The 25,426-nt window shown below is 71.6% G+C and carries 26 protein-coding genes; 13 read left to right on the forward strand and 13 right to left on the reverse strand.

Annotated features, from left to right (window positions below):
- Positions 1-6: 6 nt before the first annotated feature.
- Genes VIS07_21740 through VIS07_21750 form a run of 3 tightly spaced genes read right to left on the reverse strand, consistent with a single transcriptional unit; the run spans position 7 to position 4,987 of the window.
- Entirely contained in the window at positions 7-3,159 is a 3,153-nt protein-coding gene (locus VIS07_21740) for an efflux RND transporter permease subunit (protein ID HEY8518141.1), read from the reverse strand.
- Complete coding sequence (locus VIS07_21745) at positions 3,156-4,358, reverse strand: efflux RND transporter periplasmic adaptor subunit (protein HEY8518142.1); 1,203 nt, start codon at positions 4,356-4,358, stop codon at positions 3,156-3,158. Before VIS07_21745 ends, VIS07_21740 begins: the two co-directional genes overlap by 4 nt.
- Positions 4,355-4,987: a TetR/AcrR family transcriptional regulator gene (locus VIS07_21750; protein ID HEY8518143.1), complete on the reverse strand. Its 633-nt coding sequence runs from the start codon at positions 4,985-4,987 to the stop codon at positions 4,355-4,357. Before VIS07_21750 ends, VIS07_21745 begins: the two co-directional genes overlap by 4 nt.
- Before the next feature lie 198 nt (positions 4,988-5,185).
- On the opposite strand from VIS07_21750, the gene VIS07_21755 reads away from it, so the two are divergent.
- From VIS07_21755 to VIS07_21770, 4 genes are all read left to right on the forward strand, one after another.
- The gene (locus VIS07_21755; GenBank protein HEY8518144.1) at positions 5,186-5,929 is read left to right on the forward strand and encodes an enoyl-CoA hydratase/isomerase family protein; all 744 of its coding nucleotides are present in this window, start codon (positions 5,186-5,188) and stop codon (positions 5,927-5,929) included.
- Between the two features lie 13 nt (positions 5,930-5,942).
- Positions 5,943-6,959: a Gfo/Idh/MocA family oxidoreductase gene (locus VIS07_21760; protein ID HEY8518145.1), complete on the forward strand. Its 1,017-nt coding sequence runs from the start codon at positions 5,943-5,945 to the stop codon at positions 6,957-6,959.
- A 105-nt stretch (positions 6,960-7,064) separates the two neighbouring features.
- Positions 7,065-7,367 carry a YciI family protein gene (locus tag VIS07_21765; GenBank protein HEY8518146.1) on the forward strand — a complete coding sequence of 101 codons (303 nt, stop codon included), beginning with the start codon at positions 7,065-7,067 and terminating at the stop codon, positions 7,365-7,367.
- Positions 7,364-8,320, forward strand: coding sequence for a hypothetical protein (locus VIS07_21770; GenBank protein HEY8518147.1), 957 nt, complete (start codon positions 7,364-7,366; stop codon positions 8,318-8,320). The genes VIS07_21765 and VIS07_21770 overlap by 4 nt, the downstream gene beginning before the upstream one ends.
- A gap of 93 nt (positions 8,321-8,413) precedes the next feature.
- On the opposite strand, the gene VIS07_21775 is transcribed toward VIS07_21770, so the two are convergent.
- The 4 genes from VIS07_21775 to VIS07_21790 form a co-directional block, all read right to left on the reverse strand.
- Complete coding sequence (locus VIS07_21775; GenBank protein HEY8518148.1) at positions 8,414-9,892, reverse strand: beta-N-acetylglucosaminidase domain-containing protein; 1,479 nt, start codon at positions 9,890-9,892, stop codon at positions 8,414-8,416.
- A gap of 115 nt (positions 9,893-10,007) precedes the next feature.
- Complete coding sequence (arfB, locus tag VIS07_21780; protein ID HEY8518149.1) at positions 10,008-10,418, reverse strand: alternative ribosome rescue aminoacyl-tRNA hydrolase ArfB; 411 nt, start codon at positions 10,416-10,418, stop codon at positions 10,008-10,010.
- Positions 10,411-11,607, reverse strand: coding sequence for a metallophosphoesterase (locus VIS07_21785; GenBank protein ID HEY8518150.1), 1,197 nt, complete (start codon positions 11,605-11,607; stop codon positions 10,411-10,413). The genes arfB and VIS07_21785 overlap by 8 nt, the downstream gene beginning before the upstream one ends.
- Positions 11,608-11,715: 108 nt before the next feature.
- Complete coding sequence (locus tag VIS07_21790; protein ID HEY8518151.1) at positions 11,716-12,063, reverse strand: helix-turn-helix domain-containing protein; 348 nt, start codon at positions 12,061-12,063, stop codon at positions 11,716-11,718.
- Between the two features lie 217 nt (positions 12,064-12,280).
- Here VIS07_21790 and VIS07_21795 point away from each other — a divergent pair, with 217 nt between their 5' ends.
- On the forward strand, positions 12,281-12,877 hold the full coding sequence (locus tag VIS07_21795) for a PadR family transcriptional regulator (protein HEY8518152.1): 597 nt from the start codon (positions 12,281-12,283) through the stop codon (positions 12,875-12,877).
- A 23-nt stretch (positions 12,878-12,900) separates the two neighbouring features.
- Here VIS07_21795 and apaG read toward each other — a convergent pair whose 3' ends face one another.
- On the reverse strand, positions 12,901-13,284 hold the full coding sequence (apaG, locus tag VIS07_21800) for a Co2+/Mg2+ efflux protein ApaG (protein ID HEY8518153.1): 384 nt from the start codon (positions 13,282-13,284) through the stop codon (positions 12,901-12,903).
- A gap of 105 nt (positions 13,285-13,389) precedes the next feature.
- On the opposite strand from apaG, the gene VIS07_21805 reads away from it, so the two are divergent.
- The 3 genes from VIS07_21805 to VIS07_21815 are packed head-to-tail and all read left to right on the forward strand — an operon-like array spanning position 13,390 to position 15,511.
- Positions 13,390-13,806, forward strand: coding sequence for a Zn-ribbon domain-containing OB-fold protein (locus VIS07_21805; GenBank protein HEY8518154.1), 417 nt, complete (start codon positions 13,390-13,392; stop codon positions 13,804-13,806).
- Positions 13,807-13,845: 39 nt separating this feature from the next.
- Complete coding sequence (locus tag VIS07_21810; GenBank protein HEY8518155.1) at positions 13,846-15,015, forward strand: acetyl-CoA acetyltransferase; 1,170 nt, start codon at positions 13,846-13,848, stop codon at positions 15,013-15,015.
- 4 nt (positions 15,016-15,019) lie between these two features.
- Positions 15,020-15,511 (forward strand): putative molybdenum carrier protein, encoded by a 492-nt coding sequence (locus VIS07_21815; protein HEY8518156.1) that lies wholly within the window; start codon positions 15,020-15,022, stop codon positions 15,509-15,511.
- A 150-nt stretch (positions 15,512-15,661) separates the two neighbouring features.
- Here the strand turns inward: VIS07_21815 and VIS07_21820 are convergent, their stop codons facing one another.
- A complete protein-coding gene (locus VIS07_21820) occupies positions 15,662-16,498 on the reverse strand; it encodes a helical backbone metal receptor (GenBank protein HEY8518157.1) in 837 nt (278 codons plus the stop codon).
- Positions 16,499-16,589: 91 nt separating this feature from the next.
- Between VIS07_21820 and VIS07_21825 the strand changes: the two genes are divergently transcribed.
- The 4 genes from VIS07_21825 (at position 16,590) to VIS07_21840 (ending at position 19,384) form a co-directional block, all read left to right on the forward strand.
- Complete coding sequence (locus tag VIS07_21825; protein ID HEY8518158.1) at positions 16,590-17,057, forward strand: RidA family protein; 468 nt, start codon at positions 16,590-16,592, stop codon at positions 17,055-17,057.
- Positions 17,058-17,142: 85 nt separating this feature from the next.
- Positions 17,143-18,297: a galactokinase gene (gene galK, locus VIS07_21830; protein HEY8518159.1), complete on the forward strand. Its 1,155-nt coding sequence runs from the start codon at positions 17,143-17,145 to the stop codon at positions 18,295-18,297.
- Between the two features lie 216 nt (positions 18,298-18,513).
- Entirely contained in the window at positions 18,514-18,636 is a 123-nt protein-coding gene (locus tag VIS07_21835) for a hypothetical protein (protein ID HEY8518160.1), read from the forward strand.
- 130 nt (positions 18,637-18,766) lie between these two features.
- Positions 18,767-19,384 carry a superoxide dismutase gene (locus tag VIS07_21840; protein ID HEY8518161.1) on the forward strand — a complete coding sequence of 206 codons (618 nt, stop codon included), beginning with the start codon at positions 18,767-18,769 and terminating at the stop codon, positions 19,382-19,384.
- 80 nt (positions 19,385-19,464) lie between these two features.
- Here VIS07_21840 and VIS07_21845 read toward each other — a convergent pair whose 3' ends face one another.
- Positions 19,465-19,980 carry a Spy/CpxP family protein refolding chaperone gene (locus tag VIS07_21845; GenBank protein HEY8518162.1) on the reverse strand — a complete coding sequence of 172 codons (516 nt, stop codon included), beginning with the start codon at positions 19,978-19,980 and terminating at the stop codon, positions 19,465-19,467.
- Between the two features lie 167 nt (positions 19,981-20,147).
- On the opposite strand from VIS07_21845, the gene VIS07_21850 reads away from it, so the two are divergent.
- Positions 20,148-20,975 carry an endonuclease/exonuclease/phosphatase family protein gene (locus VIS07_21850; protein HEY8518163.1) on the forward strand — a complete coding sequence of 276 codons (828 nt, stop codon included), beginning with the start codon at positions 20,148-20,150 and terminating at the stop codon, positions 20,973-20,975.
- Positions 20,976-21,035: 60 nt separating this feature from the next.
- Here the strand turns inward: VIS07_21850 and VIS07_21855 are convergent, their stop codons facing one another.
- From VIS07_21855 to VIS07_21865, 3 genes are read right to left on the reverse strand one after another with little or no spacing between them, the layout of a single operon-like run.
- Positions 21,036-21,518 carry a hypothetical protein gene (locus VIS07_21855; protein HEY8518164.1) on the reverse strand — a complete coding sequence of 161 codons (483 nt, stop codon included), beginning with the start codon at positions 21,516-21,518 and terminating at the stop codon, positions 21,036-21,038.
- On the reverse strand, positions 21,518-22,417 hold the full coding sequence (locus tag VIS07_21860; protein ID HEY8518165.1) for a hypothetical protein: 900 nt from the start codon (positions 22,415-22,417) through the stop codon (positions 21,518-21,520). Before VIS07_21860 ends, VIS07_21855 begins: the two co-directional genes overlap by 1 nt.
- Positions 22,418-22,421: 4 nt before the next feature.
- Positions 22,422-25,295 carry an aconitate hydratase gene (locus VIS07_21865; GenBank protein HEY8518166.1) on the reverse strand — a complete coding sequence of 958 codons (2,874 nt, stop codon included), beginning with the start codon at positions 25,293-25,295 and terminating at the stop codon, positions 22,422-22,424.
- Positions 25,296-25,426: the final 131 nt, after the last annotated feature.

Consider the following 25,426-nt stretch of genomic DNA (forward strand, 5'->3'; position numbering starts at 1 on the left):
CGAGCTTCAGGCGCGGTGGCGGCCGTTCCCCGACGCCGGCAGCGCGTTGCCGAGCGACTCCCGCGCGCGGCTCGCGAGCTCGCGAATCCGCGCGAGCGTCGTCGATGTGCGCAAGATGCGTCCCAGGTCGTCGAACAGCGAGTAGGCCACCGGCGTCACGAGCAGCGTCAAGAGCAGACAGAGCGTCTGCCCGCCGACGATGACATTCGCCATCGACGCGCGCGTCGCCGCGCCGGGACCGCGCCCGAGCGCGATCGGGATCATGCCGAGGACCAGCATGACGGTGGTCATCAGGATCGGGCGGAGCCGCACGTGGTTCGCGGTGATGATCGCCTCGTCGCGCGGCATGCCCTCGGCGCGCAGCGTGTTCGTGTAGTCGACCTGCAGGATGCCGTTCTTCTTGACGATGCCGAACAGCATGAAGAGCCCGAGCACCGAGTAGACGTTCAGCGTCTCGTTCAGCAGCAGCAGCGAGAGCAGCGCGAACGGGATCGAGAGCGGCAGCGAGAGCATGATCGTGATCGGATGCAGGAAGCTCTCGAACTGCGCGGCGAGGATCATGTACATGAACACGATGCTCAGCGCGAAGGCGATCGTGAAGTTGGTACCCGTCTCGGCGAGCGACTTCGCGCGGTTCGCGTAGCGGATCGAGTAGAGCTGCGGCAGGTCGAGCTTCGCGACGATCTCGTCGACGCGCTTGATCGCGTCGCCGAGCGCGATGCCCTCGAGATTGGCGACGATGGTCACCTTGCGCTGACGCGAGAAGCGGTCGATCTGCGCTGGCCCGCGCGCCTCGTCGAGCGTCACCAGGTTCGAGAGCCGCACCAGCTCGCCGTTCGGACGCGCGACCGCGAGGTTGTAGATCGCGTGCGGGTCGGTGCGGTTCGGCAGCGAAGCGCGCAGCCAGACGTCGTACTGCTCGTCCGCCTCCTTGTACTTGGTGACCGGCTCGCCGCCGACCAGCGTGCGCAGCGTCGCGGCGATGTCCTCGACGCGGATGCCGAGATCGGCAGCCTTCTTGCGGTCGATGTGGACGCGCACCTCGGGCTTGCGCAGCGCGAGCGTCGAGTCGATGTCGACGAAGCCCGGGACCTTGCGCATCTCGTCCATGATGGCGCTCGAGTACTGCTCGAGCTTCTCGATCTCCGGTCCGACGAGATCGAACTCGAAGTCCGACATGCGCGCGCCGCCGCCGAACATGTTCACGGCCTGCACGCTGGTGCGGAGGTCGGGGTACTCGGCGAGGATCGCGCGCGCGTCCGCCATGACGTCGAACTGCGAGAAGTCGCGTTCGTCGAGCTCCTTCATGCGGACGTAGATCGTGCCTTCGGTGACGTCGCCCTCGCCGGCGGCGACGAGACCCGTCGTGTCGCCGATCGTGACCAGGGTGTGCTCGACGCCGCGCAGCGCGCGGAGGCGGTCGGCGAGCTCCTGGAAGGTCGCGGCGCTGCGCTCGAGCGTGTAGCCCTCGGGCGTCTGCACCGTGACCTCGAACTCGCTCTGGTCGTCACGTGGCAGGAAGTCCTTGCCCACGGCCTGGAACAGCGGGACCGTCGCGCACATCGTCAAGATAGAAATCAGCACGATGGCCCAGCGGTGGCGCAGCGACCACTCGAGGATCCAGCCGTAGCTGCGGTCGATCAGGCGATAGAAGCCGCGCTCCTTGGCCGACGTGTGCCCCTTCTTCACCTTGAGGAAGCGCGAGCACAGCATCGGCGTGAGCGTGAACGAGATCAGCATCGAGAACAGGATCGCGACCGCCGTCGTGATGCCGAACTCGTTGAAGAAGCGCCCGGTGCGGCCGGACATGAAGGCGATCGGCACGAAGATCACGACCAGCGACAGCGTCGTCGCCATGACGGCGAGCCCGATCTCGCGCGTGCCGTTGATCGCGGCCTCGAACGGCGACTCGCCCTTCTCCTCGATGCGGCGGTAGATGTTCTCGAGCACCACGACCGCGTCGTCGATGACGATGCCGACCGAGAGGATCAGCGCCAGCAGGGTGAGGTTGTTGATCGTGAAGCCGAGCATCCAGAGAGCGGTGAAGGTCGAGATGATCGAGGTCGGGATCGCGACCGCGGCGATCAGCGTCGAGCGCAGATCGCCCATGAAGACGATGGTCGACAGCGCGACCAGGATGGCGCCCAGGATCAGGTGGAACTCCGCTTCCTCGATCGAGTTCACGATGAAGCGGCTCTGATCCTTGACCACCTCGTAGTGGATGTCGGGCGGAATGGTCTCGCGCAGCTCGCTCAGGCGTTGCTTGACGCGGTCGACCACCGCGACGCTGTTCGAGCCGGACTGCTTGCGGACCTCGAGCGTCACCGCCGGACGTCCGTCGAGGCTCGCGTAGGAGCGCGGCTCCTCCGAGCCGTTCACCACCGTCGCGATGTCGCGCAGCATGATCGGACGCGTGCCGAGCGTGCCGACGATCAGGTCGTTGAAGTCCTCGACCCGCTCCACGCGCCCCAGCGTGCGCAGCACGAGCTCGCGCGAGCCCTGGTCGACGCGGCCGCCGGGCAGCTCGACGTTCTGCGCGACGAGCGCGCGGCGCACGTCGGCGATCGCCAGCCCGTACGCATCGAGCTTGTCGGTGTCGACGTAGATCTGGATCGCACGCTCCTCGCCGCCGATGATCGTCACCGAGCCGACACCGGTCAGGGTCTCGATGTCCTCCTTGATGCGCTTGCGCGCGATCTCGGTGATCTCGCGCGGATCGCGGTCGCCGGACACCGCGATGCGCATGATCGGCGACGCGTCGAGGTCGAACTTGACGACCACCGGCGGGTCGACACCCTCCGGAAGCTGCGCCATGACGATCGCGACCTTGTCGCGGACGTCCTGCGCGGCGTCGGCGTTGTCGCGCTCGAGGTGGAACTGCACGAGCACGCGCGACACGCCCTCGCGGGTCGTCGAGCTCAGCTCGTCGATGCCCTGGATCTCGTTGACCGCTTCCTCGATCGGCTTGGTGACGCGCGTCTCGACCTCCTCGACGGACGCCCCCTTGAGCGTCGTCGAGATGCTGGTGATCGGGAAGTCGACGTTCGGGAAGAGATCGACGCCGAGGCGCGTGTAGGACATCGCGCCCAGCACGACGAACAGCAGCACCAGCATGGTCGCGAAGACCGGCCGGCGGATGCAGATCTCGGCGAGCTTCACGAGCGGGTCTCGGGACGGGTGTCGCTGCCGTGCGCGGTCGCGTCGGACGCGCCGCTCACGCCGCCGCGGGCGGTCGCATCGGACGCCGCGGTCGCGCCGTCGCCCGAACGCTGCACGACCGCGCCGCGCACCTGCACCTTGGCGCCGTCGGTGAGGCGCGCGAGGGCGCTGGTCGCGACCCGCTCCTCGGGACGCAGGCCCGACACCACCTCGACGCGCGGCCCGATCCGCAGCCCGGTCTCGACCTGGCGCGAGTGCGCCGTGCCCTCGTCGTCGATCACGAACACGCGCGTCACGCCGGCGAAGTCGACCAGCGCCTCGACCGGCACGACGATCGCCTCGGCGTTCGTGCGCGTCAGGATCTCCGCCTTGCAGAAGAAGCCGACCTTGAGCCGTCCGTCGGCGTTCGGCACGACCGCCTCCACGGTGAGGGCGCGGCTCTTCGGATCCGCGGCGGCGCTGATGCGCGTCAGCTTCCCGCGGATCACCTCGCCGGGATACGCCTCGACCGCGCCGCGCACCTCCTGGCCGATCTGCAGGTCGGCGGCGAAGCGCTCGGGCACCTCGCCGCGCAGCCGCAGCGGATCGTCGGCGACGAGCACGAAGATCGGCGTGCCGACGCGCACGTAGTTGCCGACGTCGACGAGGCGCTTGGCGATGCGTCCGGAGAAGGGCGCGCGGATCTTCGTGTGCCCGAGCTGGATCGCGAGCACGTCGCGCTTTGCGAGCGCGACGTCGTGCGCGCTCGCGATCGTGTCGTACTCCTGCTGCGACATCACGCCCTGCTCCTTGAGCCGGCGCGCGCGCTGCTCCTCCTGCGTCGTCTTCTGCAGCGTCGCGGTCGCCTCGCGGAGCTGCGCCTCGAGCGTCGCGCCGTCGAGCGTCGCGAGGACCTGTCCCTCCTCGACGTGGTCGCCGAGGTCGGCGTCGATCGTGAGCAGGCGTCCGTCGACCTCGGTCGCGACCTCGGCCTCGGCATCGGCGTAGAGCGTGCCGACGAAGTCGACGGTGCGCTCGACGCGCTCGATGGCGACCGGCTCGACCGTCACCGTGATCGTCTCCGCCCGGGCGCCACCGGCCTGCCGTGCCGCGTCGGCTGCGCCGCTCGCGCTCCTCGGCTCCGACGAGCAGCCGCCGAGGGCCGCGAGCGTCGCGAGCAGCGTCGTCGCGGTGACGAAGCGAAGCATCGCGGTGCTCACGCGCGCGCCCTCCGCACCGCGCGCAGCGTGCTCGCGCGCGCCGGCGCCGCGGCCTGACGCACGCCGTTCAGGAACAGCGAAACGATCTCGTGTGCCATCTGCTCGAGGGACATGCCTTTACGGGGGTACTGGATCGCGGTGCGCACCATGCCGAGCAGCATGTCGGCCGCGAGCTCGGTGTCGACGCGCCGGATGCCGCCCTCACGCTCGGCGCGCTCGAGCACGCCGCAGATCGCGGCGAGCGCCTCGAGACGACGCTGACGCCAGGCGTTCGCGTCGGCCGGCGACAGCCGTCCTTCGTAGCGCTGCAGCAGCGTCAGCAGCGGCGCGCGTCCCGAGAAGTACGACAGCATGCGCGCCACCGCGGTCTCGAGGATCTGCTCGAGCGGCGCGTCCTGCTCGAAGACGCGCAGGAACTGCGCGTGCGACTCGTCGAGCCCGCGCAGGACGGTGGCGAGGAAGAGCTCCTCCTTGGTCGGGAAGTAGCGGTAGAGCGTGCCCTTGCCGACCCCCGCACGCGCCGCGACGTCGTCCATCAGGACCTCGTGAAAGTCGCGGCGCGCGAACTCCTTCTCGGCGGCGGCGAGAATCTCGTCGCGCTTCTCGTCGCTCTTCTGTCTGCCTGCCATCGGGACCTTTCGAGCCGGAGAAGGGTCCGGCGTGAGGAGGGGTAAAACGGAACTGACCGGTCAGTTCCGTTTAGGGGTCGGGTGCCGAGGTGTCAACGTGGCGGGCCGGAAACGACGCGACGCCGTGCTGCATCGCGGCGTGCAGCGTGCGCTCCCGCCCCCTCGCGTCCGCGGACCGCAAACGTTAGTCGTGCGGGAATGCACATCCACGTCTCCGACCACGAAGGCGGCGTCCGGCTGCTGCGCATCAACCGGCCGCCGGCGAATGCGATCAACGTCGAGCTGCTGCAGGAGCTGCACGACGTGGTGAGCGCTGCGGAAGCCGACGAATCGGTGCGCGCAGTGGTGGTGACGGGAGCGGGACGCTTCTTCTCCGCCGGGCTCGACATCAAGGAGATGGCGCAGAAGGGCGTCGGCGAGCTGGCGCGGCTCGGCGGCGGCAAGGACGGCATCTACAAGCTCTGGCGTCTTCCCAAGCCGACGATCGCGATGGTCGACGGCCACGCGCTCGCCGGCGGCGCGATCCTGATGCTCGCCTGCGACTTCCGCATCGCGTCGCGCGGCGCGTTCAAGATCGGCGTCACCGAGACCGCGCTCGGTCTGCCGCTGCCGAACGGCGCCTTCCAGATCGCGCGCTACGCGATCCCGTCGAAGTACGCGCGCCGCGTCCTGCTCGAGGCCGACTCGTTCGACCCGATGGGCGCGCTCGAGGTCGGGCTGGTCGACCACCTGACGTCGCAGGAGGAGCTCGAGGCGCGGTCGTTCGCCATGGCGCGCAAGCTCGGCGCGTATCCGACGGCGGCCTACGCGTTCCAGAAGTACCTGCTGCAGGCGGAGGCGAACCAGGCCGTGCACTCGCCGGTCGACCCGGGCAACGAGGCGTTCCGCAAGGAGCTCATGGACTCCTTCGAGAAGCTCGCCGCCGCGAGGAAGGGCGGCTGACGCGCGCGTGCGCGTGGCGGAGGTGCGACGGGCGGCGCTGCCGGTCGGGCTGATCGGGCTCGGCAAGCACGGCGTGCGTTACTTGGCGCACCTGCGCAGCGAGGTGCCCGAGCTGCGCCTGGTCGCCATCTCGCGCAAGGACGCGGCGCGCGGTGCCGCGCAGGCGGCGGAGCTCGGCGTCGCGTTCCACGCCGACCCCGTGGAGCTCGTCGCCGATCCGGCGGTGCGCGCGGTGATCGCGGTCGTGCCGCCCGTCGAGCACGCGCGGATCGTCGCGGCGGCGGCGCGCGAGGGAAAGCCGCTGCTGATCGAGAAGCCGTTCGCGGTGTCGGTGCGCGACGCCATCGCGCAGCGCGCCGCGCTCGCGGAGCGCGGCGTGCCGTGCATGGTCGCGCACACGCTGCGCTTCTCGCCGGTCGTGCGCGAGCTGCGCGCGCGTCTCGAGCTCATCGGACGTCCGAGCCAGATGGTGCTCGGCCAGAGCTTCGAGCCGACGCGGCTCGGCTGGCTCGACGACCCGGCGGAGTCGGGCGGCGGCAACATCCTGCACACCGGCGTGCACATGTTCGACCTCTTGCGGCACGTCACGGGCGGCGAGGTGGAGAGCGTGTCGTGCGCGATCGAGCGGGTCACGACGAAGAAGACCGAGGACAGCTTCGCCGCCAGCATGACGGTGGCGCTCGCGGACGGCGGACCGAAGCTGCTCGCGACGGTCGCCGGCTCGCGCGCGACGCACAGCCGCTACGGCGAGCTGCGCATCCTCGGCGAGCGCGGACAGCTCTTCGCCGACCACGTCCACGGACGCGTCGTGCTGATCGAGGACCGTCGCGAGACCGAGCTCGCGCGCCTCGCCGACGAGCCGACGGTGCTCGCGGTGCTGCGCGAGTTCGTCGCGGTCGCGACCGCTGGCGCGACGCCGTCGATCACGCCCGACGACGGGCTCGCGGCGGTCGCGATCGCCGAGGCGTGCTACCGCTCGGCGGAGAGCGGACGGCGCGTCGCCGTGTGGCCGCGCGAGGACGTTCCATGAGCGCTGCCGTCGTGGTTCGGTGCGCGTCGTCGGCGCTCGCGCGTCGGCGCACCGTCCGGATCGGCGCGGTGCGCGCGAGGTCCCGCAGAACCCCGAGGTGAAGCCATGCCCTTGTTCGTCATCATCGGTCACGACGGTCCGGACGCGCTCGCGAAGCGTCCCGAGGTGCGCCCGCGCCACCTCGACCACCTGCGCCCGCACGACGCGGCAGGCCGCATCGTCATCGCGGGACCGCTGCTCCAGGACGACGGCAAGACGCCGTGCGGCAGCATGATCGTCCTCGAGGCGGCGTCGCTCGAGGAGGCGCGCGCGATCGCGGCGCGCGACCCCTACGTCGTCGAGGGGGTGTTCGCGCGCCACGAGGTGCGGCCCTTCCTGCAGGTCTTCCCCGAGCGGTCGGGCGCGTGAGCGCGACCCGCGCAGCGATCACGGCCGCCGACGAGGAGCCGCACGCGCCGTCGACGGATCTCGCCTGGCGCGAGGCCTACGCCTTCGATCTCCACGACGCGGCGTCCGGTCTCGCGGGCTTCACCCGCATGACGGTGCGGCCGAACGCGGGCATGATGGACGCCGCGCTGAGCTTCTTCCTGCCCGACGGCGGCTTCATCACTGCGCGCCACGTCAAGCCGCAGTCGACGAACACCGCGGAGCTCGAGGTCGAGGACGTGCGCTACACGGTCTGCGAGCCGCTGCGCAGCTGGCGCGTGACCTACGACGGCCCCGCGCACTCGCTCCTCGAATCGCGCGACGCCGGCGATCGCGCCGCGTGGGCGCGCTCGCGTCTCGAGCGTCTGATCGTCGACGTGACGCTGGAAGCGACCTCGCCGCCGCTCGCGAGCGGCGCGCAGCTCTTCCAGCAGACCTGCGTCGCCCGCGGCGAGGTCTGGGTGTCGGGCGACCACTACGTCCTGCAGGCGCTCGGCGGTCGCGAGCGCTGCTGGGGCGTCGAGGAGGACGCGCAGCTGCTCGCTCGCAGCACGCTGCTCGCGCGCTTCGACGAGCGTCATGCGCTCGGCGTGACGCTCGCGCTGCGCGACCAGCGTCCGGTGCCGAGCGGCTGGATCGTGCGCGACGGAGCCCCGCTCGTGCTGGTCGACGCGACGCTCGCGACGACCCGCGAGCCGGAGACGGATCTGCCGAGCGCTTTGCGCTTGACGCTGAAGGACGAGCAGGGCGAGCAGCACGTCGTCACGGGCGAGGTCGTGCAGCTCGCGCCGCTGCCGGAGATGCGCAACGCCCGCGCGAGCGTCTCGTGCGAGTGCGTCGTGCGCTACCGCTGGCAAGAGCGCGTCGGCTACGGCTTCGCGACCGACTGGCGCGTGCTCGACGCGAACGGCAAGCCGGTCGCGAGCGTGGGCTGAGGCGCGCAGCTCTCCGCCCGTGCCGCGTCAGCGCACCGCGAGGTTGGCCGCGTCAGCGTGCCACGAGCGGGCGGCCGCGTCAGCGCGTCGCCATCAGCGCGCCCCGAGGCGCGCGTCGATCGCCGCGAACAGCTCGGCGAAGCGGTCGACCGGCGGGTTGACGTGGCCGCCGGAGAGCGTCGCGAGCCCGTCGCTCGACACCGTTTCGGCGACGGCCTGCGTCTCGGCGCGCGCGGCGTCGCGCTTCGCCGCATACGACTCGGCCGACGCGAGACCCGCGAGCGCGTCGAGCCCGGTCAGCGCTGCGTCGGCGAGCTTGGTGAGCTTCGCTGACCACGGCGCGATCTCGCTGCGCAGACGCTCGTCGTCGAGACCGGCCATGAGCTCGGCCTCGTTGCCGCGCAGCGCTTCGAGGTACGCGCGCAGCTCGGCGAGCGCGCCGTCGTCTTCGGCTGAGCCGAACGCGGCCGCGATGCGCGCACCGAGCTCGATCGCCTCGTCGGCGCCGTCGAGCACCGGGTGGCCGCGGTGCTGCTCGGCGAACAGCTGCAAGGCGTCGGCCGCATCGCCGCCGACGTCGCGCAGCGCCTCGCGCCAGGCCGCTTCGGCGTCGTAGCCCGCCGGGTCCGCCATGTAGCGGGCCGCGGTCGCGACCGTCACCAGCCCCGCGCGCGCCTGGCCCATCAGGTTCAGGACGATGCCGCGCGCAGCCTCGGCCAGGTCCGCGGCGCGGCCGAGGTAGGGGCCGAGGAAGAGCTCGCGCGGCAGCGCATCGTTCACCGGGACGTTGTCCCAGATCACCACCTCGCGGCCGTGCGCGAAGCTGCGGAAGCCGTCGGTGTCCTCGCGCGTGAGGCGCGTCGAGAACACGCCGGGGCCGGTCCACATGATCGGCAGCGTCGGCGGCACGAGGCGCGCGTACGCGTCGTAGTAGACCTGCGGCGGCAGCGGCGACAGCATCGGCAGGAAGCCGCGGTTCGCCGCGAGGTCGGCTCCGAGCCCCGCGTAGACGTGCCCGATGAACCACAGGTCGGAGTCGCCGAAGCCCGCCACCAGCTCGGCGACGCGCGCCGTCAAGCTCGCCTGCAGCTCGGGGTCGAGCGCCGTCGAGGCGGGGTCGAGCAGGTCGTCGAACAGCAGCGCGAAGCCGGTCACGCCCTGCTGGTGCATGCTGGTCAGCTTGCTCGCGAGGAGATCCCAGTCGCGCGGGTCGTCGGCGTCGTAGGTGATGCCGGGCGCGATCGCGAAGTAGAAGCGCACGCCGGACTCGGCGCCGATGCGCGCGAGCTCGCCGAGCTCCGCGAGCTGCTCGGGCGGGTACGGCTCGCGCCAGCGGTCGCGGTGCAGCGGATCGTTCTTCGGCGCGTAGACGTAGGCGTTCATGCCGCGCGCGCCGATGAAGCGGATGACGTGCGCGCGGTCGACGAAGTCGTAGGGCGCGCCGTAGAAGCCTTCGATCACGCCGCGCACGGCGAACGGCGAGTCGCTCGGCGCGACGTCGCGGTCGCTGCACGCCGCGATGAGCAGGGCGGTGCAGAGGAGCAGCGCGGCCCGCACGGTGGAGGTCGACACCGGCCGCGCATAGCACGCGCCGCTCGCCGTGGGCGAGCCGGGATCGTGTCCCGCGTGCGGCCGCACCGCGCCGCGGTCGCCGCGCGCGCCCTCGTCCCCGGCGAGCGCGCGCGCGTCAGTCGGTGAGCGTCGCGCGCCGGCGCTTCTTCTCCGACTGCGCGCGCTTCTCCTGCAGCCGACGCTCGACCGCGCTGCGCGACGGGCGCGTCTTCTTGCGCGGCCGCGGCGGGGTCGCCACCGCGTCGAGCATCGCGTCGAGCTTGCCGATGCAGTCGGCGACGTTGCGTCCCTGGTCGCGATGGCGGTCGCTGGTCAGCACGATCTCGCCGTCGCTCGTGATGCGGCTCGCCCAGCGCTCGAGAAAGCGCTGGCGGACGTCCTCGGGCAGCGCGCGCGACGTCGCGACCGGCCAGCGCAGCACGGCCTTCGTGTTGACCTTGTTGACGTTCTGGCCGCCCGCGCCCGAGCTGCGGACGAAGCGGATCGTGAGCTCGCGTGCCGGGACGCGCAGCCGCCGCTCAGGCATCGGCGCGCGCGCCGAGGGGCGAGCGCTGCGGCGAGCGCAGCACGATCTCCACGACCTCGGGCGGCGCTCCGAGACGCATCGGCGGCCCCCAGAAGCCCGTGCCGCGGCTGACGAAGAGCCGCGAGCGTCCGCGCTGGTACTCGCCCGCGACGTACTTGACGACCAGCCGCACGACGTAGCCGAACGGCCAGAGCTGCCCGCCGTGCGTGTGTCCGGAGATCTGCAGGTCGACGTCGTGCTGCGACGCGCTCCTGAACGTGCTCGGGTCGTGCGCGAGCAGCACGACCGGGCGCGACGGATTGCGTCCGGCGAGCGCCTTCGGGACGTCCTCGCCGTGGCCGGGCCCGAACAGGTAGCCGCGGTGGTCGTCGACGCCGGCGAGATCGAACGCCGCGCCGTTCGCCCGGATCTCGACGCGCTCGTTGCGCAGCGGCCGCATGCCGAGCTTGCGCACGTGCTCGAGCCACGGATCGGCGCCGGAGTAGTAGTCGTGGTTGCCGGTGACGAAGAAGACGCCGTGCTTCGCGCGTAGCTCGGCGAACGGCGCGACCTCGTCGGCGAGGTGCGCCACCGGACCGTCGACCAGGTCGCCGGTGACCGCGATCAGGTCGGGCTCGAGCGCGTTCACGCGCTCGGTGATCTCGCGCGCAAACCGCCGGTCGCGCATCGGGCCGATGTGCACGTCGCTGATCTGCACGATGCGGAAGCCGTCGAGCTCGCGCGGCCAGCGCTCGAGCTCGATCTCGACCCGCGTGTCGCGCGGACGCCGCAGCGCCCCGACGAGCGCCACGCCGCTCGCCGCGAGCGCGGCGAGCGCGACCACGACGGCGCGCGTGGTGGCGGCGCCGTTCGGGGCTGGCGCGGCCGCGCCCGCGAGCGCCGGCGCGCCCGCGATCGCGAGCACGGCGTCGGAGGCCGCGAGGGCCAGCACCGTGAAGTAGGCGATGCCCATCCACACGAACGTCGGCCACGAAACCATGCGGCTGAGACGCGGCGGCAGGAAGCGCTCGGCGAGCCACTGCGGCACGACCAGCGCGCAGAGAAAGCCGAGCAGGAGGAGGGCGCCGCCGGCGGCGAATCCGCTCAGCCCCGTGTCGAGGATCAGGCGACGCGCGATGTAGACGTGTCCGCCGACCCAGGCCGACAGAATCACGAGGAAGAACGTCGCGACGACGAGGAGCTTGCGCATGGCATCGGTCGCGCGTGAGAGCGCGACGAGCGCGAAGGTAAGGCACCCCGTGCGCCTCGTCCAGCAGGCATTTCCGGCTGCTCGCGGGGCTCGCGGGCGCGTGAGGCGTCAGCGTCGCGAGCCGGCGGCCACGCTGCTCCGCGCGCGCTCGGCGGCGGGCGGCAGCGCCCGCTCCGGACCCGGCCCGATGCGGCGCTCGGCCCGCGACGCGCCGGCCGTCAGCGGACGCGCCGGGGTCACGGTGTCGTCGTCGTCGAGGCCCTCGAGGTAGAAGAGCTGGTTGACCGATGCTCCGAGCGCGTGCGCGATGCGCAGCGCCGTCACCAGCGTCGGCTTCACGCGACCGTTCTTGATGCGGTTCAGATGGCCCTGGTCGAGGCGGGCCACCAACGCGACCTCGCCCTCGGCGAGCCCCCGATCGTGCAGGAAGCGGTTCAAGCGGTTGCGCAGGATCATCGTCAGCCCCTCCTTCCCCCGCCGCCTCGAGGCGGCGCCGCTCGCTTCATGCGCGAGGAAGGGGCGCCCGCGTAAGTGTCGGCGTCCGCATCGCGCCGAACATGCCTCGCGCATGCGAGCGTTGGGCAGCACCGCCGAATCGATGCGGATCCTCGATCGACAGCCCGCCCCGAGGCGCGTAGCCTGCGCGCCCGCCGGGCCGACGGCAGGCGACGACATGGCGCTCCGGTTCGCAATCCTCGCCCTGCTGAGCGAGCAGCCGATGCACGGCTACGCGGTCCGCGTGGCGCTCGACGAGCGCTGCGTGGGTCTGTGCGAGCCGGACGACGGCGAGGTCTACCGCGTGCTCGCGGCGCTGCGCCGCGACGGCCTGGTGGCGCTGACCGAGACCGCCGGGTCGGCGAGCGGCAGCCGCAGACGGCGCAAGGTCTACCGCGTCACGGGCGCGGGACGGGACGCGCTGCGCGCCTGGCTGCTCTCGGTTCCCGAGTCCGGGCAGCGGGCGCGCGACGAGCTGCCGTTGCGCCTGCTGCTCGCCGAGCGCTGCGCCGCGGAGCTGCTGTCGCGGATCGTCGACCGGTACGCGGAGCACGGGCAGGCGGTGCTCGAGGAGCTGGTCGCGCTGCGCCGCCCCGACCGGCCGCCGAAGACCTTCGGCGCGCTGGTGCGCGCGCTGCACCTCGAGACGGAGATCCGGGTCGCACGCGCCGACCTCGAGGCGATGGATCTGTGGCGGGCGGCGCTGGCGCGCTTCCGCGAGGCTCAAGGAGCGCAGTCGGAGGCGGCTTCGCTGGCGCGCGAGCGCAGGCGCTGACGTCGGCGCGGCGCGAACGAGCGCTACTGCACGACGCCCGGCATCCGCAGGCTGAAGCGCGGGATCTTCGCCCGGAAGACGCGGCCCTCGACGTCGTGCATCTCGTACGAGCCTTCCATCGTCCCGACCGGCGTCGAGATGACGGCGCCGCTCGTGTAGCGGTGCGTGTCGCCGGGATCGAGCACCGGCTGCTCGCCGACGACGCCGGGGCCCTCGACCTCCTCGACCTTGCCGTTGCCGTCGGTGATGATCCAGTGCCGACGGCGCAGCTGGACGCGCGGCGAGCCCTCGTTCGCGATCGTGACGAAGTAGGCGAACGCGTAGCGGTTCTCTTCGGGCGCGGAGTGCTCCTCGAGGTAGGTCGACTCGACCGTCACCCGAACGCCTTCGGTCACCGCGGTAGGCACGGGCCTCCCTTACAAGCGGAGATGCGCCCGTTCAACACGTCGTTTGCGTCCGCGCGCGGCCGAGCGGTATCGAACCCCGGTCCACGCGACCGACGAGGAGACCCCATGGCGGAAGAGTACAAGGCCCCGCTGCCGAACCCGACGCCCGAGTCGAAGCCCTTCTGGGACGCGCTCAAGGCGCACCGGCTCGACCTCCAGCGCTGCCGCGATTGCCAGACGGCGTACTTCTATCCGCGCAACGTCTGCCCGAGCTGTCTCTCGGCGAACGTCGAGTGGTTCACCGCGAGCGGGCGCGGCAAGCTGCACACCTTCTCGATCGTCCACCGGCCGCTGCGGAACCCGCCGCTGCCGGCGCCGTACATCCTCGCGATCGTCGAGCTCGCGGAGGGGCCGCGCATGATGACCAACCTGGTCGGCGTCGAGCCCGATCCCGCGAAGCTGCGCTGCGACATGCCGGTGGTGATCGAGTACGCCGACGTCACCGACGAGGTCACGCTGCCGCGCTTCCGCCCCGCCGCCTGACGGCGCACGACACGAACGAACCGAGACGAAGGATCACGCATGGCCCTCGAGAAGCTCCACGCGCAACGCGGCAAGGTCGCGATCGTCGGCGCCGCGGAATCGGACGAGGTCGGCAAGCTGCCGGGCAAGTCGGCGCTCGCCCTGCACGCCGAGGCGGCGCGCAACGCGCTCGCCGACGCCGAACTCACGCTCAAGGACGTCGACGCCGTGCTGTCGACCGGCCGCCCGACCGCGAACGACGTCCCCGAGTACCTCGGCATCCGCCCGCGCTACATGGACAACACGCAGATGGGCGGCTGCTCGTTCATCGCCCACCTGCAGCACGCGCTGGCGATCATCGAGGCCGGGATCGCCGAGGTGGTGCTGATCACGCACGGCGAGAGCGGCTACTCGCGCGTCGGCATGGGCGGCGGCGACCGCTTCGCGCCGGACACGCCGCCGGGGCAGTACGAGATGCCGTTCGGCATCGGCGGTCCGGCGACGCGCTACGCGCTCGCCGCGACCCGCCACATGCACGAGTTCGGCACGACGCGCGAGCAAATGGCGGCGGTCGCGGTCGCGACGCGGCGCTGGGCGTCGCTCAACCCGCGCGCGATGATGCGCGATCCGATCACGATCGAGGACGTGCTCAACTCGCGGCCGATCGCCTGGCCGTTCAACCTGCTCGACTGCTGTCTCGTCACCGACGGCGGCGGCGCGCTGGTCGTCACCTCGGCCGAGCGGGCGAAGGACTGCGCGAAGAAGCCGGTCTACGTACTCGGCACCGGCGAGGCGACCTGCCACTCGATCATCAGCCAGATGCCGCGCTTCCACGTCTGGGACGCGGCCGTGATGGCGGCGGAGCGCGCCTGGGCGATGTCGGGCGTCAAGCACTCCGAGATCGATCTCGCGATGATCTACGACGCCTTCACCATCGTGCCGATCCTCGCCGTCGAGGCGCTCGGCTTCTGCAAGCCGGGCGAGGGCGGCCCCTTCTTCGAGGACCTGCGCTCGGCGCCGGGCGGCAGCTTCCCGATGAACACCAACGGCGGCGGGCTGTCGTATACGCACACCGGGATGTACGGGATGTTCCTGCTCGTCGAGGCCGTCAAGCAACTGCGCGGCGAGTGCGGCGAGCGTCAGGTGAAGGACGCGAAGACCGCCGTCTGCCACGGCACCGGCGGCATCCTGTCGGCGTCGGCGACGGCGATCCTGTCGACCGAGCGGTGAGCGGATGGGCCCGCGTGCGGACGGTGCGGCGCGCGGCCTCGAGAAGATCGTCTCGGGCGGGCAGACGGGCGTCGACCGCGCCGCGCTCGACGCGGCGCTCGCGCTCGGCTTTCCGTGCGGCGGCTGGTGTCCGAAGGGACGCCTCGCCGAGGACGGCCCGATCGACGCGCGCTACCCGCTCACCGAGACCCGCAGCGCGCGCTACGAGGAGCGGACGCGCGCCAACGTCCGCGACTCGGACGCGACGCTGATCCTCGCGCGCGGCGAGCTCACCGGCGGCACCGCCTACACCGCACGCGTCGCGCACGAGCTCGGCAGACCGTTGCTGGTCGTCGCGCCGGAAGCGTCCGAGGTGGGTCGCGTGGTCGCCTGGCTCGACGAGCAGCACGTCCGCGTGCTCAACGTCGCCGGCCCGCGCGAGAGCGGCGCCCCGGGGATCCACGCCGAGGTGCGTCGCTTCGTCGAGGAGGTGCTGCGCGCGGCGCGCCGTGCTTGATGGCGAGCACGTCGTCGTCCTCCTGCCTCGCGCGGGCGTTGGTGCACGTGCTCGTCTAGATCGCCCCGTCCCCGCGCCCGCTACGCGCTGACGCTCGCGTGACGCCTGGACGCGCGAGGATGGATCTCGGCAGTCAGCAGTCGCGCGGTCTCACGCGCGCGCGAGCGAGCGCAGCATCGCGAGCGCGCGCGCCGTCCGCGGCCCCGGCCAGAACGCCAGCGTGCCGTCGACCACCCGGACGCGTCCGCGGCGCGCGGCGCTCGTGCCCGCGAGCGCGCCGCTCGCGAGCTCCTGCGCGTCGGCGTCGGTGAAGCGGTACGGCTCGTCGGGCAGCAGGACGAGCTCCGGGTCGCGCGCCGCCACCTCCTCGAGCGTGACGCGCGGGTAGCGACCGTCCGCGTCGGCGAAGACGTTGTCGATCCCCGCGCGCGCGAGCAGGTCGTGCGCGTAGGTGTCGCGCCCGATCGTCATCCACGGGTCCTTCCACACCGCGACGAAGGCGCGCACCGGACGCTCGCCCGATGTACGGCGCGCGTCGGCCGCGCGCAGCGCGCGCTCGATCGGCTCGACGATCGCGTCGCGCGCCGACGCCGGTGGGCCGAGCCGCGCCAGCGCACGGACCTGCGCGAGCGCGTCCGCGACCGTGCGCGGGTAATCGACCCACACCGTGATGCCGCGCTCGCGCAGCCGGCGCACGTCGACCTCGCGGTTCTCCTCGACGTTCGCGAGCACCAGGTCCGGCGCCAGCTCCGCGATCCGCGCGCAGTCGGGGTTCTTCGTGCCGCGCACGCGCGCCACGCCGACCAGCGCGTCGGCCGGATGGATGCACCAGTCGGTGACGCCGACGACGCGCTCGCCGAGGCCGAGCGCGAAGAGCGTCTCGGTCACGCTCGGCACGAGCGACACGATCCGCAGCGCACGCTCGGGAAGCGCGACCTCGACACCCGATGCGTCGACGCAGCGCTCGCCCGGTCGGAAGGCGTCCACGCGCGCGAGCCTAGCAGCGCGAGCGCTTGCGCCGAAGCGCGCGCGCCTCGATGCTGCGTCGCACCGGCTCACGACCGGGAAGGAGACCGCCATGGCGCAAGCGCGAGGACACGAGGAGCGTCTGCAGCAGCTCGGCATCGAGCTGCCGAAGCCGTCACGCCCGGTCGCCAACTACCTCTCGTGCAAGCGCAGCGGCGACCTGCTGTGGGTCGGCGGGCACGGGCCGGTCGCTCCGCAGGGCATCGTGCAGGGCAAGGTCGGCGGCTCGCTGACGCTCGACGAGGGCAAGGAGGCGGCGCGCCTCACCGCGCTGTCGATCCTCGCCACGGTGCGCGCCGAGCTGGGCTCGCTCGACCGCGTGCGTCAGGTGGTCAAGGTGCTCGGCATGGTGAACTGCGCGCCCGGCTTCAACCGCACGCCGGAGGTAATTGACGGCTGCTCGGACCTGCTGGTCGCGGTCTTCGGCGAGGCGGGACGTCACACACGCTCGGCGGTCGGCATGGCGGAGCTGCCGTTCGACATCGCGGTCGAGATCGAGTGCGTCCTCGAGGTCGATTGACGCGCGCGCGGCCTCGACCGACGCGCGTACGGCCTCGACGATCGCGCGTGTTGCCACGGCGCCGCGTGCCGCGTCATCCTCGCGCATGATCGAGCCGGCGGAGCTGCAGCGCCGCTTCCACGACCGCTTCGGGCGCACGGCGCGCGTCTACCGCGCCCCCGGACGCGTCAACCTGATCGGCGAGCACACCGACTACAACGACGGCTTCGTCCTGCCGGCGGCGATCGACCTCGCGACCTTCGTCGCCGCCGCGCCGAACGGCACCCGCGAGCTGCGCCTCCACGCGAGCGACCTGCGCGAGCACGCGACCATCGACCTCGACGAGCCCGCACCGCGCCCGCGTCGCCACTGGAGCGACTACCCGCGCGGCGTCGCGCTCGAGCTCGCGCGCTCGGGACGCCGTCTGCCCGGCGCGGACCTCCTCGTCGCGGGCGAGATCCCGCTCGGCGCCGGGCTCAGCTCGTCGGCGGCGCTCGAGGTCGCGGTCGCCTGGGCGCTGCTCGACCTCGCCGGCGAGACGCCCGAGCCGCGCGAGGTGGCGCTCGTCTGCCAGCGCGCGGAGAACGAGTTTGTCGGCGCGCGGTGCGGCATCATGGACCAGTTCACCTCGTGCCACGGCGCGGCGGGGCACGCGCTGCTGCTCGACTGCCGGAGCCTCGAGCTGCGTCGGGTCGCGCTGCCGAGCGGCGTCGCGCTCCTCGTCTGCGACAGCGGGGTGAAGCACGCGCTCGCGGACGGCGCCTACAACCAGCGCCGTGCGGAGTGCGAGGCGGGCGTCCGGCTGCTCGCCCGGACGCGGCCCGAGATCCGCGCCCTGCGCGACGTGAGCGAGGAGGACCTCGAGCGCGTGGGAGGCGAGCTGCCGGCAGAGGTTCTTCGGCGCTGCCGGCACGTCGTCGCGGAGAACCGGCGGGTGCTCGAGGCGGTCGCGGCGCTCGAGGCCGGCGACCTCGAGCGGGTCGGCGCGCTGCTCTACGCGTCGCACGCGAGCCTGCGCGACCTCTACGAGGTCAGCTGTCCGGAGCTCGATGCGCTGGTCGAGGCCGCCTCCGGCTGTCGCGGCGTGCTCGGCAGCCGCATGATGGGCGGCGGCTTCGGCGGCTGCACGATCAACCTGGTGCGCGCAGACGCGGTGGACGAGGTCGCGAAAGCCATCGCCGAGCGCCACCGCGCGCGCCACGGCGTCCGCCCGTGGATCCGCGCCTGCCGGGCCGCCGACGGCGCGGGCCGCGTTCTGTAGGGCGCCCCGCGCCGCCCCGGACCTCCGTCCGCCTCGCCGACAAGGATGTGACGCAAGCGTCGGAATCTCGTCACCGCAAACTTGCTTTTTGCGGGAGCCTCCAACAAAAAATCGTGAAGGTTCGAGGGTTCCGAGGTGGTGCGCGGCTTGCTCCAGAGCCGCGCGTCGCGGCCGAGCGTGACGACACGCGCGCCCCGCGGCGGAGGAGAAGAGGCGATGCGCAAGGCTACCCGAACCTGGTCGATCTTCATCCGGCGCTGGACCGGAGGCACGAGCTTCATGTTCACGCGTGCCGCCCTTCTCGGGAGCGCGTTCCTCCTCGGCATGATCGCCGCCTGACGGCGCGCGAGCGGTCGGCGGCAAGCGAGGCAATCCGGGGCAGGCACCCGTATTGCCCCTCCGTACCGACCTCCGTATCGTGGAAGCACGCACCGCGTCGTGAAGGACGCGGTCTGCGAAGGAGGAGTCGATGCAGAAGTACACGCTCCCCGAGCTTCCCTACGATTACTCCGCGCTCGAGCCGCACTACTCCGCAGAGCAGCTGCAGCTCCACCACGACAAGCACCACGCGGCGTACGTAACGGGCGCCAACACGACGCTCGAGAAGCTCGCTCAGGCGCGCGAGAAAGAAGACTTCGCGGCCATCAACCAGCTGCAGAAGAGCCTCGCATTCCACATCTCGGGGCATCTGCTGCACTCGCTGCTGTGGAAGAACATGTCGCCGAAGGGCGGCGGCGAGCCCGACGGTGAGCTCTTGGCGGCGATCAAGGAGTCGTTCGGCTCGTTCCACGGGATGAAGAACCAGCTCACCGAGGCCGCGCTCAACATCCAGGGCTCGGGCTGGGGATCGCTCGCCTGGGAACCGGTCGCCAAGCAGCTCGTCGTCGAGCAGGTGCACGACCACCAGGGCAACATCGGCAACGGCACGGTGCCGATCATGGTGCTCGACATGTGGGAGCACGCCTACTACGCGCAGTACCGCAACCAGAAGGCGAGCTGGGTCGAGGCGTACTGGAAGGTCGTGAACTGGGAGGACGTCGCGCGCCGCTTCGAGCGCGTCCGCCAGCTCGACATGGCGCTCGATTGACGACGCTCGGGAAGATCTTGGGTTGACGGCACGCTTGCGGCGTGCGCGCCAAGGCGACGCGCACGCCGCGAGGTACTCGCTCAGATCTGCAGCGCGCCCGTGCGGATCAGGTACGCGAGCCGCGCGCGCTGCTCCTCGTCGAGCAGCGCGTGCAGCTTGCCGAGGGCGTTCACCACCGCGTCGCGCAGTCGCGTCGCGCTCTGGACGCGCAGGTTCGCGCCCTCGAAGGCGCGCTCGCGCGCGAAGGACGGCTCGCTCAGCGCGTCGGCGAACGCGCCCAGGCTCCGCCGCCTGTCGACCTCGGCCTGCGCGCGCTCGGTCTTGAGCTCGTCGAGGATCTTCGCGAGCTCGGCGACCTGCTCGTCGTCGAGCCGCAGCTTGTAGGCGAGGTAGCGCAGCGGACGCCGCACGCCGAACGCCGCGCCGAGCTCGGGTCCGTCGTCACCGTAGCGGTGCGCCCACTTTCCCTCGTGACCGCCGCGCCAGGCGTCTTCGCGCCGGCCGCGTCCGAAGTCCGCGCCGCAGCCGGCGAACGCCGACCAGTCCGCGCCCCCGTGGTGCCGCAGCTTCCACCAGTACAGCCAACCTGGATGCATGATCTCCTCCTCGCCGGGGCGATGCGCTCCCAGCGGGCCTCTCGAGACGCGGGCGACATGCCTCGCGTCGGCTTCGAGCGATGCGTGCGCCGCGCATTCGAGTCAACGCAGGGCGCGGACTGCGCCGACGCTGGAAGCGTGCTGCAGGGGACGATAGGGAAGCGCTGGTGGCGCTGCTGCGCGTTTTGACGCTCAACTGCTGGAACGTCTCGGAGCCCTACGCCGAGCGCATGGCGCTGATCCGCGACGGCATTCGCGCGCTCGAGCCCGACGTGATCGGCCTGCAGGAGATCGTCGTGCGTCGCGACGGCTTCGACATGGGCGAGGACATCCTGCACGGCCTCGGCTACGAGCGGACGTTCGGCGCCGCCTTCTGCTGGAACGACCACGAGAACCACCTGCCGCACGACGCGGACGGCGACCGCTTCGGCAACCTGGTCGCGTCGCGCTGGCCGATCGAGCGCGCCGCCGTGCACCCGCTGCCCGGCGTCGAGACCGGCGAGCGACGCAGCGTGCTCGCGACGCTGATCGCGACGCCGCACGGCAAGCTTCCGTTCCTCACGACGCACTTCAACTGGCGGTTCGACCACGGCTGGGTGCGCGAGCGTCAAGCAATCGAGCTCGCGTCGATCGTGCGTCGCTGGGCGAGCGAGGCGACGCTGCCGCCGATCGTGACGGGCGACCTCAACGCCGAGCCGGACGCCGCCGAGATCCGCTACCTCTGCGGCCTGCAGTCGCTCGGCGGTAGCAGCACGTACCTGCAGGACGCGTGGCGCGTCGGACGCGGCGTCGGCGCCGGCTACACCTGGGACAACCGCAATCCGTACGCGGGCATGGCGTTCGAGCCGAGCCGGCGCATCGACTACGTGCTGGTCGGCCTGCCGGACGCGACCGGTCGCGGCACCGTCATGTCGGTACGGGTCGTCCTCGACGAGCCGCGCGGCGACGTCTTTCCGAGCGACCACTTCGGCGTGCTCGCCGAGATCCGCGTCTGAGCGTCGTCACGATCCCCGTGATCTCTACGCGTTCCGCACGATCCGCGCCGGGACGGCGGATCAGCGCGCGTAGGTGTAGCTCCGCTTGTGCGCTGTCATGCGCGCGCTCTGCGGGTCGAGCGCCATGCGCTGCACGACGACGACCAGGCGCTCGACGTCGGGACGCGCGGCGAGCACGCGCTGCGCGACGTCGTCGGGTGAGCGCAGGTCGCCGAGCGCGTGGCGCTCGCGCTCGAAGCGCTCGAGCAGACGTTGCGCGTCGAGCGGCAGCGTCGAGGGCTCGATCAGGCCGAGGCGTCCGTCGCGCTCGGAGAAGAGCCCGATCAGCAGCGGCGGCGTCGCCGTGGTGTACATCGCGAAGCCGCCGAGCTTCCACGGGTTGACGTCGAGCCAGGCGACGAGCGCGCGGTGACAGAGCGGCCACAGCGCGACCAGCGCGACGCTCGCGAGCGCCGTGCGAGCCTTCCACGGCTGCGCCGTCTCCGGCGGCGACGCGTCCGGCGCTGCGGCGCGCGCTGCTGGTATGCGACGCGACCTCGCCATCAGACGTTTGCCGTCAGCAGCCACGCGTGCCCGGGAAGCCAGCCGAGCGCCGCACCGACGATCCACCCGAGCACGGCGAGCAGCGCCGGCAGCAACGTGCGCGTCGCCGCGGTCGGCACGAAGAGCAGCAGCAGGTTCGCGAACAGCAGCGCGAAGCCGATCTCGCGCGCGCCGACCTGGATCGCGAGGACCAGCGCGATCGCCGCGATCGCCGCCGCGGTGCGCGTGCGGCGCCAGAGCAGCAGCGGCGCGAGGACGATCTCCAGGACCCACACGAGGTTCGACGCCACGACGAACGCCGGCGAGTCGACGCGGTACGGTCCGGCGCCGGTGTGCATCGGGTCGTACGACGTGAGCCGCGCGATCTCGTCCGCCGGCAGCAGCAGCGCGAACGCGTCCGCGAAGCGACCGCCGCGTCCGACCATGAACGCGAGGACCTCGCCGCCGAAATAGAGTCCGTGCAGGACCTTCGCGAGCCCGGTGTGGAACAGCACGAGCGCGGTCACCCAGCAGAGCGCTTCGAGCGCGACCGGCTCGCCGTCGCCGTCGCGATCGACGAGCGCGAGCAGTGCGACGCACACGAGCTCGAGGAAGAAGTGGTTGTGCGTGATCGGAAAGGTCCAGGCGAGCTGCACGACGAGCACCACGAGCGCGCAGCGCACGGCGAGCGTCGCGTAGCGCGACGTCCACGCGAGCGCGGCGCACGCCGTCAAGACCAGCGCCGAGACGACGAGCGGCGTCGTCGGCAGCGAGCCCGAATCGAGCGCGAGCCAGACCCAGCTCCGCGCCGCGCCGTAGGCGAGCAGGAAGCGCCGCAGCGCCTCGACCTTCGCGTGGACGAGAGGCGGTGCGTCGCCGCCTGCGACGGCGAGCAGGGCTGAGGCGCGGCTCGCCGCCACCGCGTCAGGCGGCGGCGATGAGCTGACGCAGCACGTACTGCAGGATGCCGCCGTGCTGGTAGTACTCGACCTCGATCGGCGTATCGATGCGCACGGTCACCGGCACCTCGACGACCTCGCCGCTCTTGCGACGGATCACCAAGGTGACGTCCTGGCGCGGCGTGACGCTGCCGTTCTCGAGCCCGATCACGTCGTAGGTCTCGCTGCCGTCGAGCCCGAGCGTCGCGGTGCTCGTGCCCTCCTTGAACTGGCAGGGCAGCACGCCCATGCCGACCAGGTTGCTGCGGTGGATGCGCTCGAAGCTCTGCGCGATCACCGCGCGCACGCCGAGGAGCCGCGTGCCCTTCGCCGCCCAGTCGCGTGAGCTGCCGGTGCCGTACTCGTTCCCGGCGAGCACGACGAGCGGCACGTTCTCCTTCTGGTAGCGCATCGCCGCGTCGTAGATGCTGAGCTGCTCGCCGCTCGGCTGGTGAACGGTCACGCCGCCCTCGACGCCCGGCACCATCAGGTTCTTGATGCGCACGTTGGCGAACGTGCCGCGCGTCATGACGCGGTCGTTGCCGCGCCGCGCGCCGTAGCTGTTGAACTCGGCGGGCTTGACGCCGCGCTCCTGCAGGTAGAGCCCGGCGGGCGACGTCGGCTTGATCGCGCCGGCGGGGCTGATGTGGTCGGTGGTCACCGAGTCGCCGAAGATCGCGAGCGCCCGCGCGCCGCGCACGTCCTGGAAGCGGCCCGGCTCGAGGCCGAAGTTCTCGAAGAACGGCGGCTCCTGGATGTAGGTCGACTCGGGATCCCACTCGTAGACGACGCCGGTCTTGCTCGGGATCTCGTTCCACAGCGGGTTCTGCCCGGCGAAGTCGGAGTACAGGCGACGGTAGGTCGCGGCGTCGGTCGCCGCGTAGAGGCAGTCGCGGATCTCCTGCGTCGTCGGCCAGATGTCGCGCAGGTAGACGTCCTTGCCGTCGCGGTCCTTGCCGAGCGGCTCCTTCGACATGTCGATGTCGACGCGGCCGGCGAGCGCGAACGCGACCACGAGCGGCGGGCTCATGAGGAAGTTCGCCTTCACGCTCTGGTGGACGCGCGCCTCGAAGTTGCGGTTGCCGCTCAGCACGCTCGCGACGATCAGGTCGTTGCCGTTGATCGCCTCCTCGAGCGCCGGGTCGAGCGGCCCCGAGTTGCCGATGCAGGTCGTGCAGCCGTAGCCGACCAGGTTGAAGCCGAGCTGGTCGAGGTAGGGCTGCAGCCCGGTCTTCGCGAGGTAGTCGCTGACCACGCGCGAGCCGGGCGCGAGCGACGCCTTGACGTACGGCTGCACGCGCAGACCGCGCTCGACCGCCTTCTTCGCGAGCAGGCCCGCGCCCAGCATGACCGACGGGTTCGAGGTGTTGGTGCACGAGGTGATCGCCGCGATCACGACGTCGCCGTCGCGGACCGTCACCTGCGTGCGCTCGCCGTCCAGCTCGGACGAGGACACGCGGTCCGGGGTCGGCCGGTTGTTCATCATCTCGAGCTCGGTCTCGGTGCTGGTATTCTTGACGCTGCTCGCGCCGCCGCCCTCGGGGATGCTCGACGGCGTCTGGTCGCCGCCACCCGAGACCACCTGTTCGCCGCGCGCGGACAGCGTCACCGAGGCGGAGTGCTCGCTCGCGTCGGGGCGCCCGTAGCCGTTCGCCGACGGCGGTGCCGTGAGCAGCTCCTTGAAGCGCTCCTTGAGGCTCGTGAGCTCGATCCGGTCCTGCGGCCGCTTCGGACCCGACACGCTCGGCGTGACGGTCGAGAGGTCGAGCTCGAGCACCTCGCTGTAGTCGCACTCGCCGGCGCGCGGGATGCCGAACATCCCCTGCGCCGTGTAGTACGCGCGCACCAGCTCGACGTGCTCCTCGCTGCGGCCGGTCGCGAGCAGGTACTTGCAGGTCTCCTCGTCGACCGGGAAGAAGCCCATGGTCGCGCCGTACTCGGGCGCCATGTTGGCGATGGTCGCGCGGTCCTGCACCGACAGCGTCGCCGCGCCCTCGCCGTGGTACTCGACGAACTTCCCGACCACCTTGGCCTTGCGCAGCATCTCGGTGATCCGCAGCACGAGGTCGGTCGCGGTCACGCCCTCGCGCAGCGAGCCGGTCAGGTGCACGCCGACGACGTCGGGCGTCAAGAAATAAACCGGCTGGCCGAGCATGCCGGCCTCGGCCTCGATGCCGCCCACGCCCCAGCCGACGATGCCGAGGCCGTTGATCATCGTCGTGTGCGAGTCGGTGCCGACGAGCGTGTCGGGGAAGTAGACGCCGTCACGCTCGAGCACGCCCTGCCCGAGGTACTCGAGGTTGACCTGATGGCAGATGCCGATGCCGGGCGGCACGACCTTGAAGGTGTCGAAGGCCTGCATGCCCCACTTGAGGAACTCGTAGCGCGCCTTGTTGCGCTCGAACTCCATCCGCATGTTGCGCTCGAGCGCGGACGGGATGCCGGCGAAGTCGACCTGCACCGAGTGGTCGACGACGAGATCGACGGGCACGAGCGGCTCGACGATCTTCGGATCCTTGCCGAGGCGCGCGACCGTCGAGCGCATCGCGGCGAGGTCGACCAGCAGCGGCACGCCGGTGAAGTCCTGCAGCAGGATGCGCGCGACGACGAAGGGGATCTCCTCGGTGCGCTCGGCGTTCGGCTTCCAGGCCGCGAGCGCGCGGACGTCGGACTCGCGGCATCGCTTGCCGTCGACGTTGCGCAGCACCGACTCGAGCACGATGCGGATGCTCACCGGCAAGCGCGAGATCTTGCCGAGGCCGGCCTTCTCGAGCTGCGGCAGCGAGTAGTAGCGTCCGGTGCGACCGCCGAAGCTGAACGTCTGGAGAGAGTCGAAGAGTGCAGCGCCGTCGTTGCCCATGAATTCGGTTTAACGCTTGCCTACCCCCGCAACAATGCACGGCGCGGCCGGCGAGGGGAGTCGCCGGCCGCGCCGGGGGACACGCACCCGTCGCTCGGGGAGGGAGGGGCGAGCGGCGTGCGGTGCGCGCT

It is taken from the genome of Candidatus Binatia bacterium, from assembly GCA_036563615.1.
In the GTDB taxonomy this organism is placed as follows: domain Bacteria; phylum Desulfobacterota; class Binatia; order UBA12015; family UBA12015; genus DATCMB01.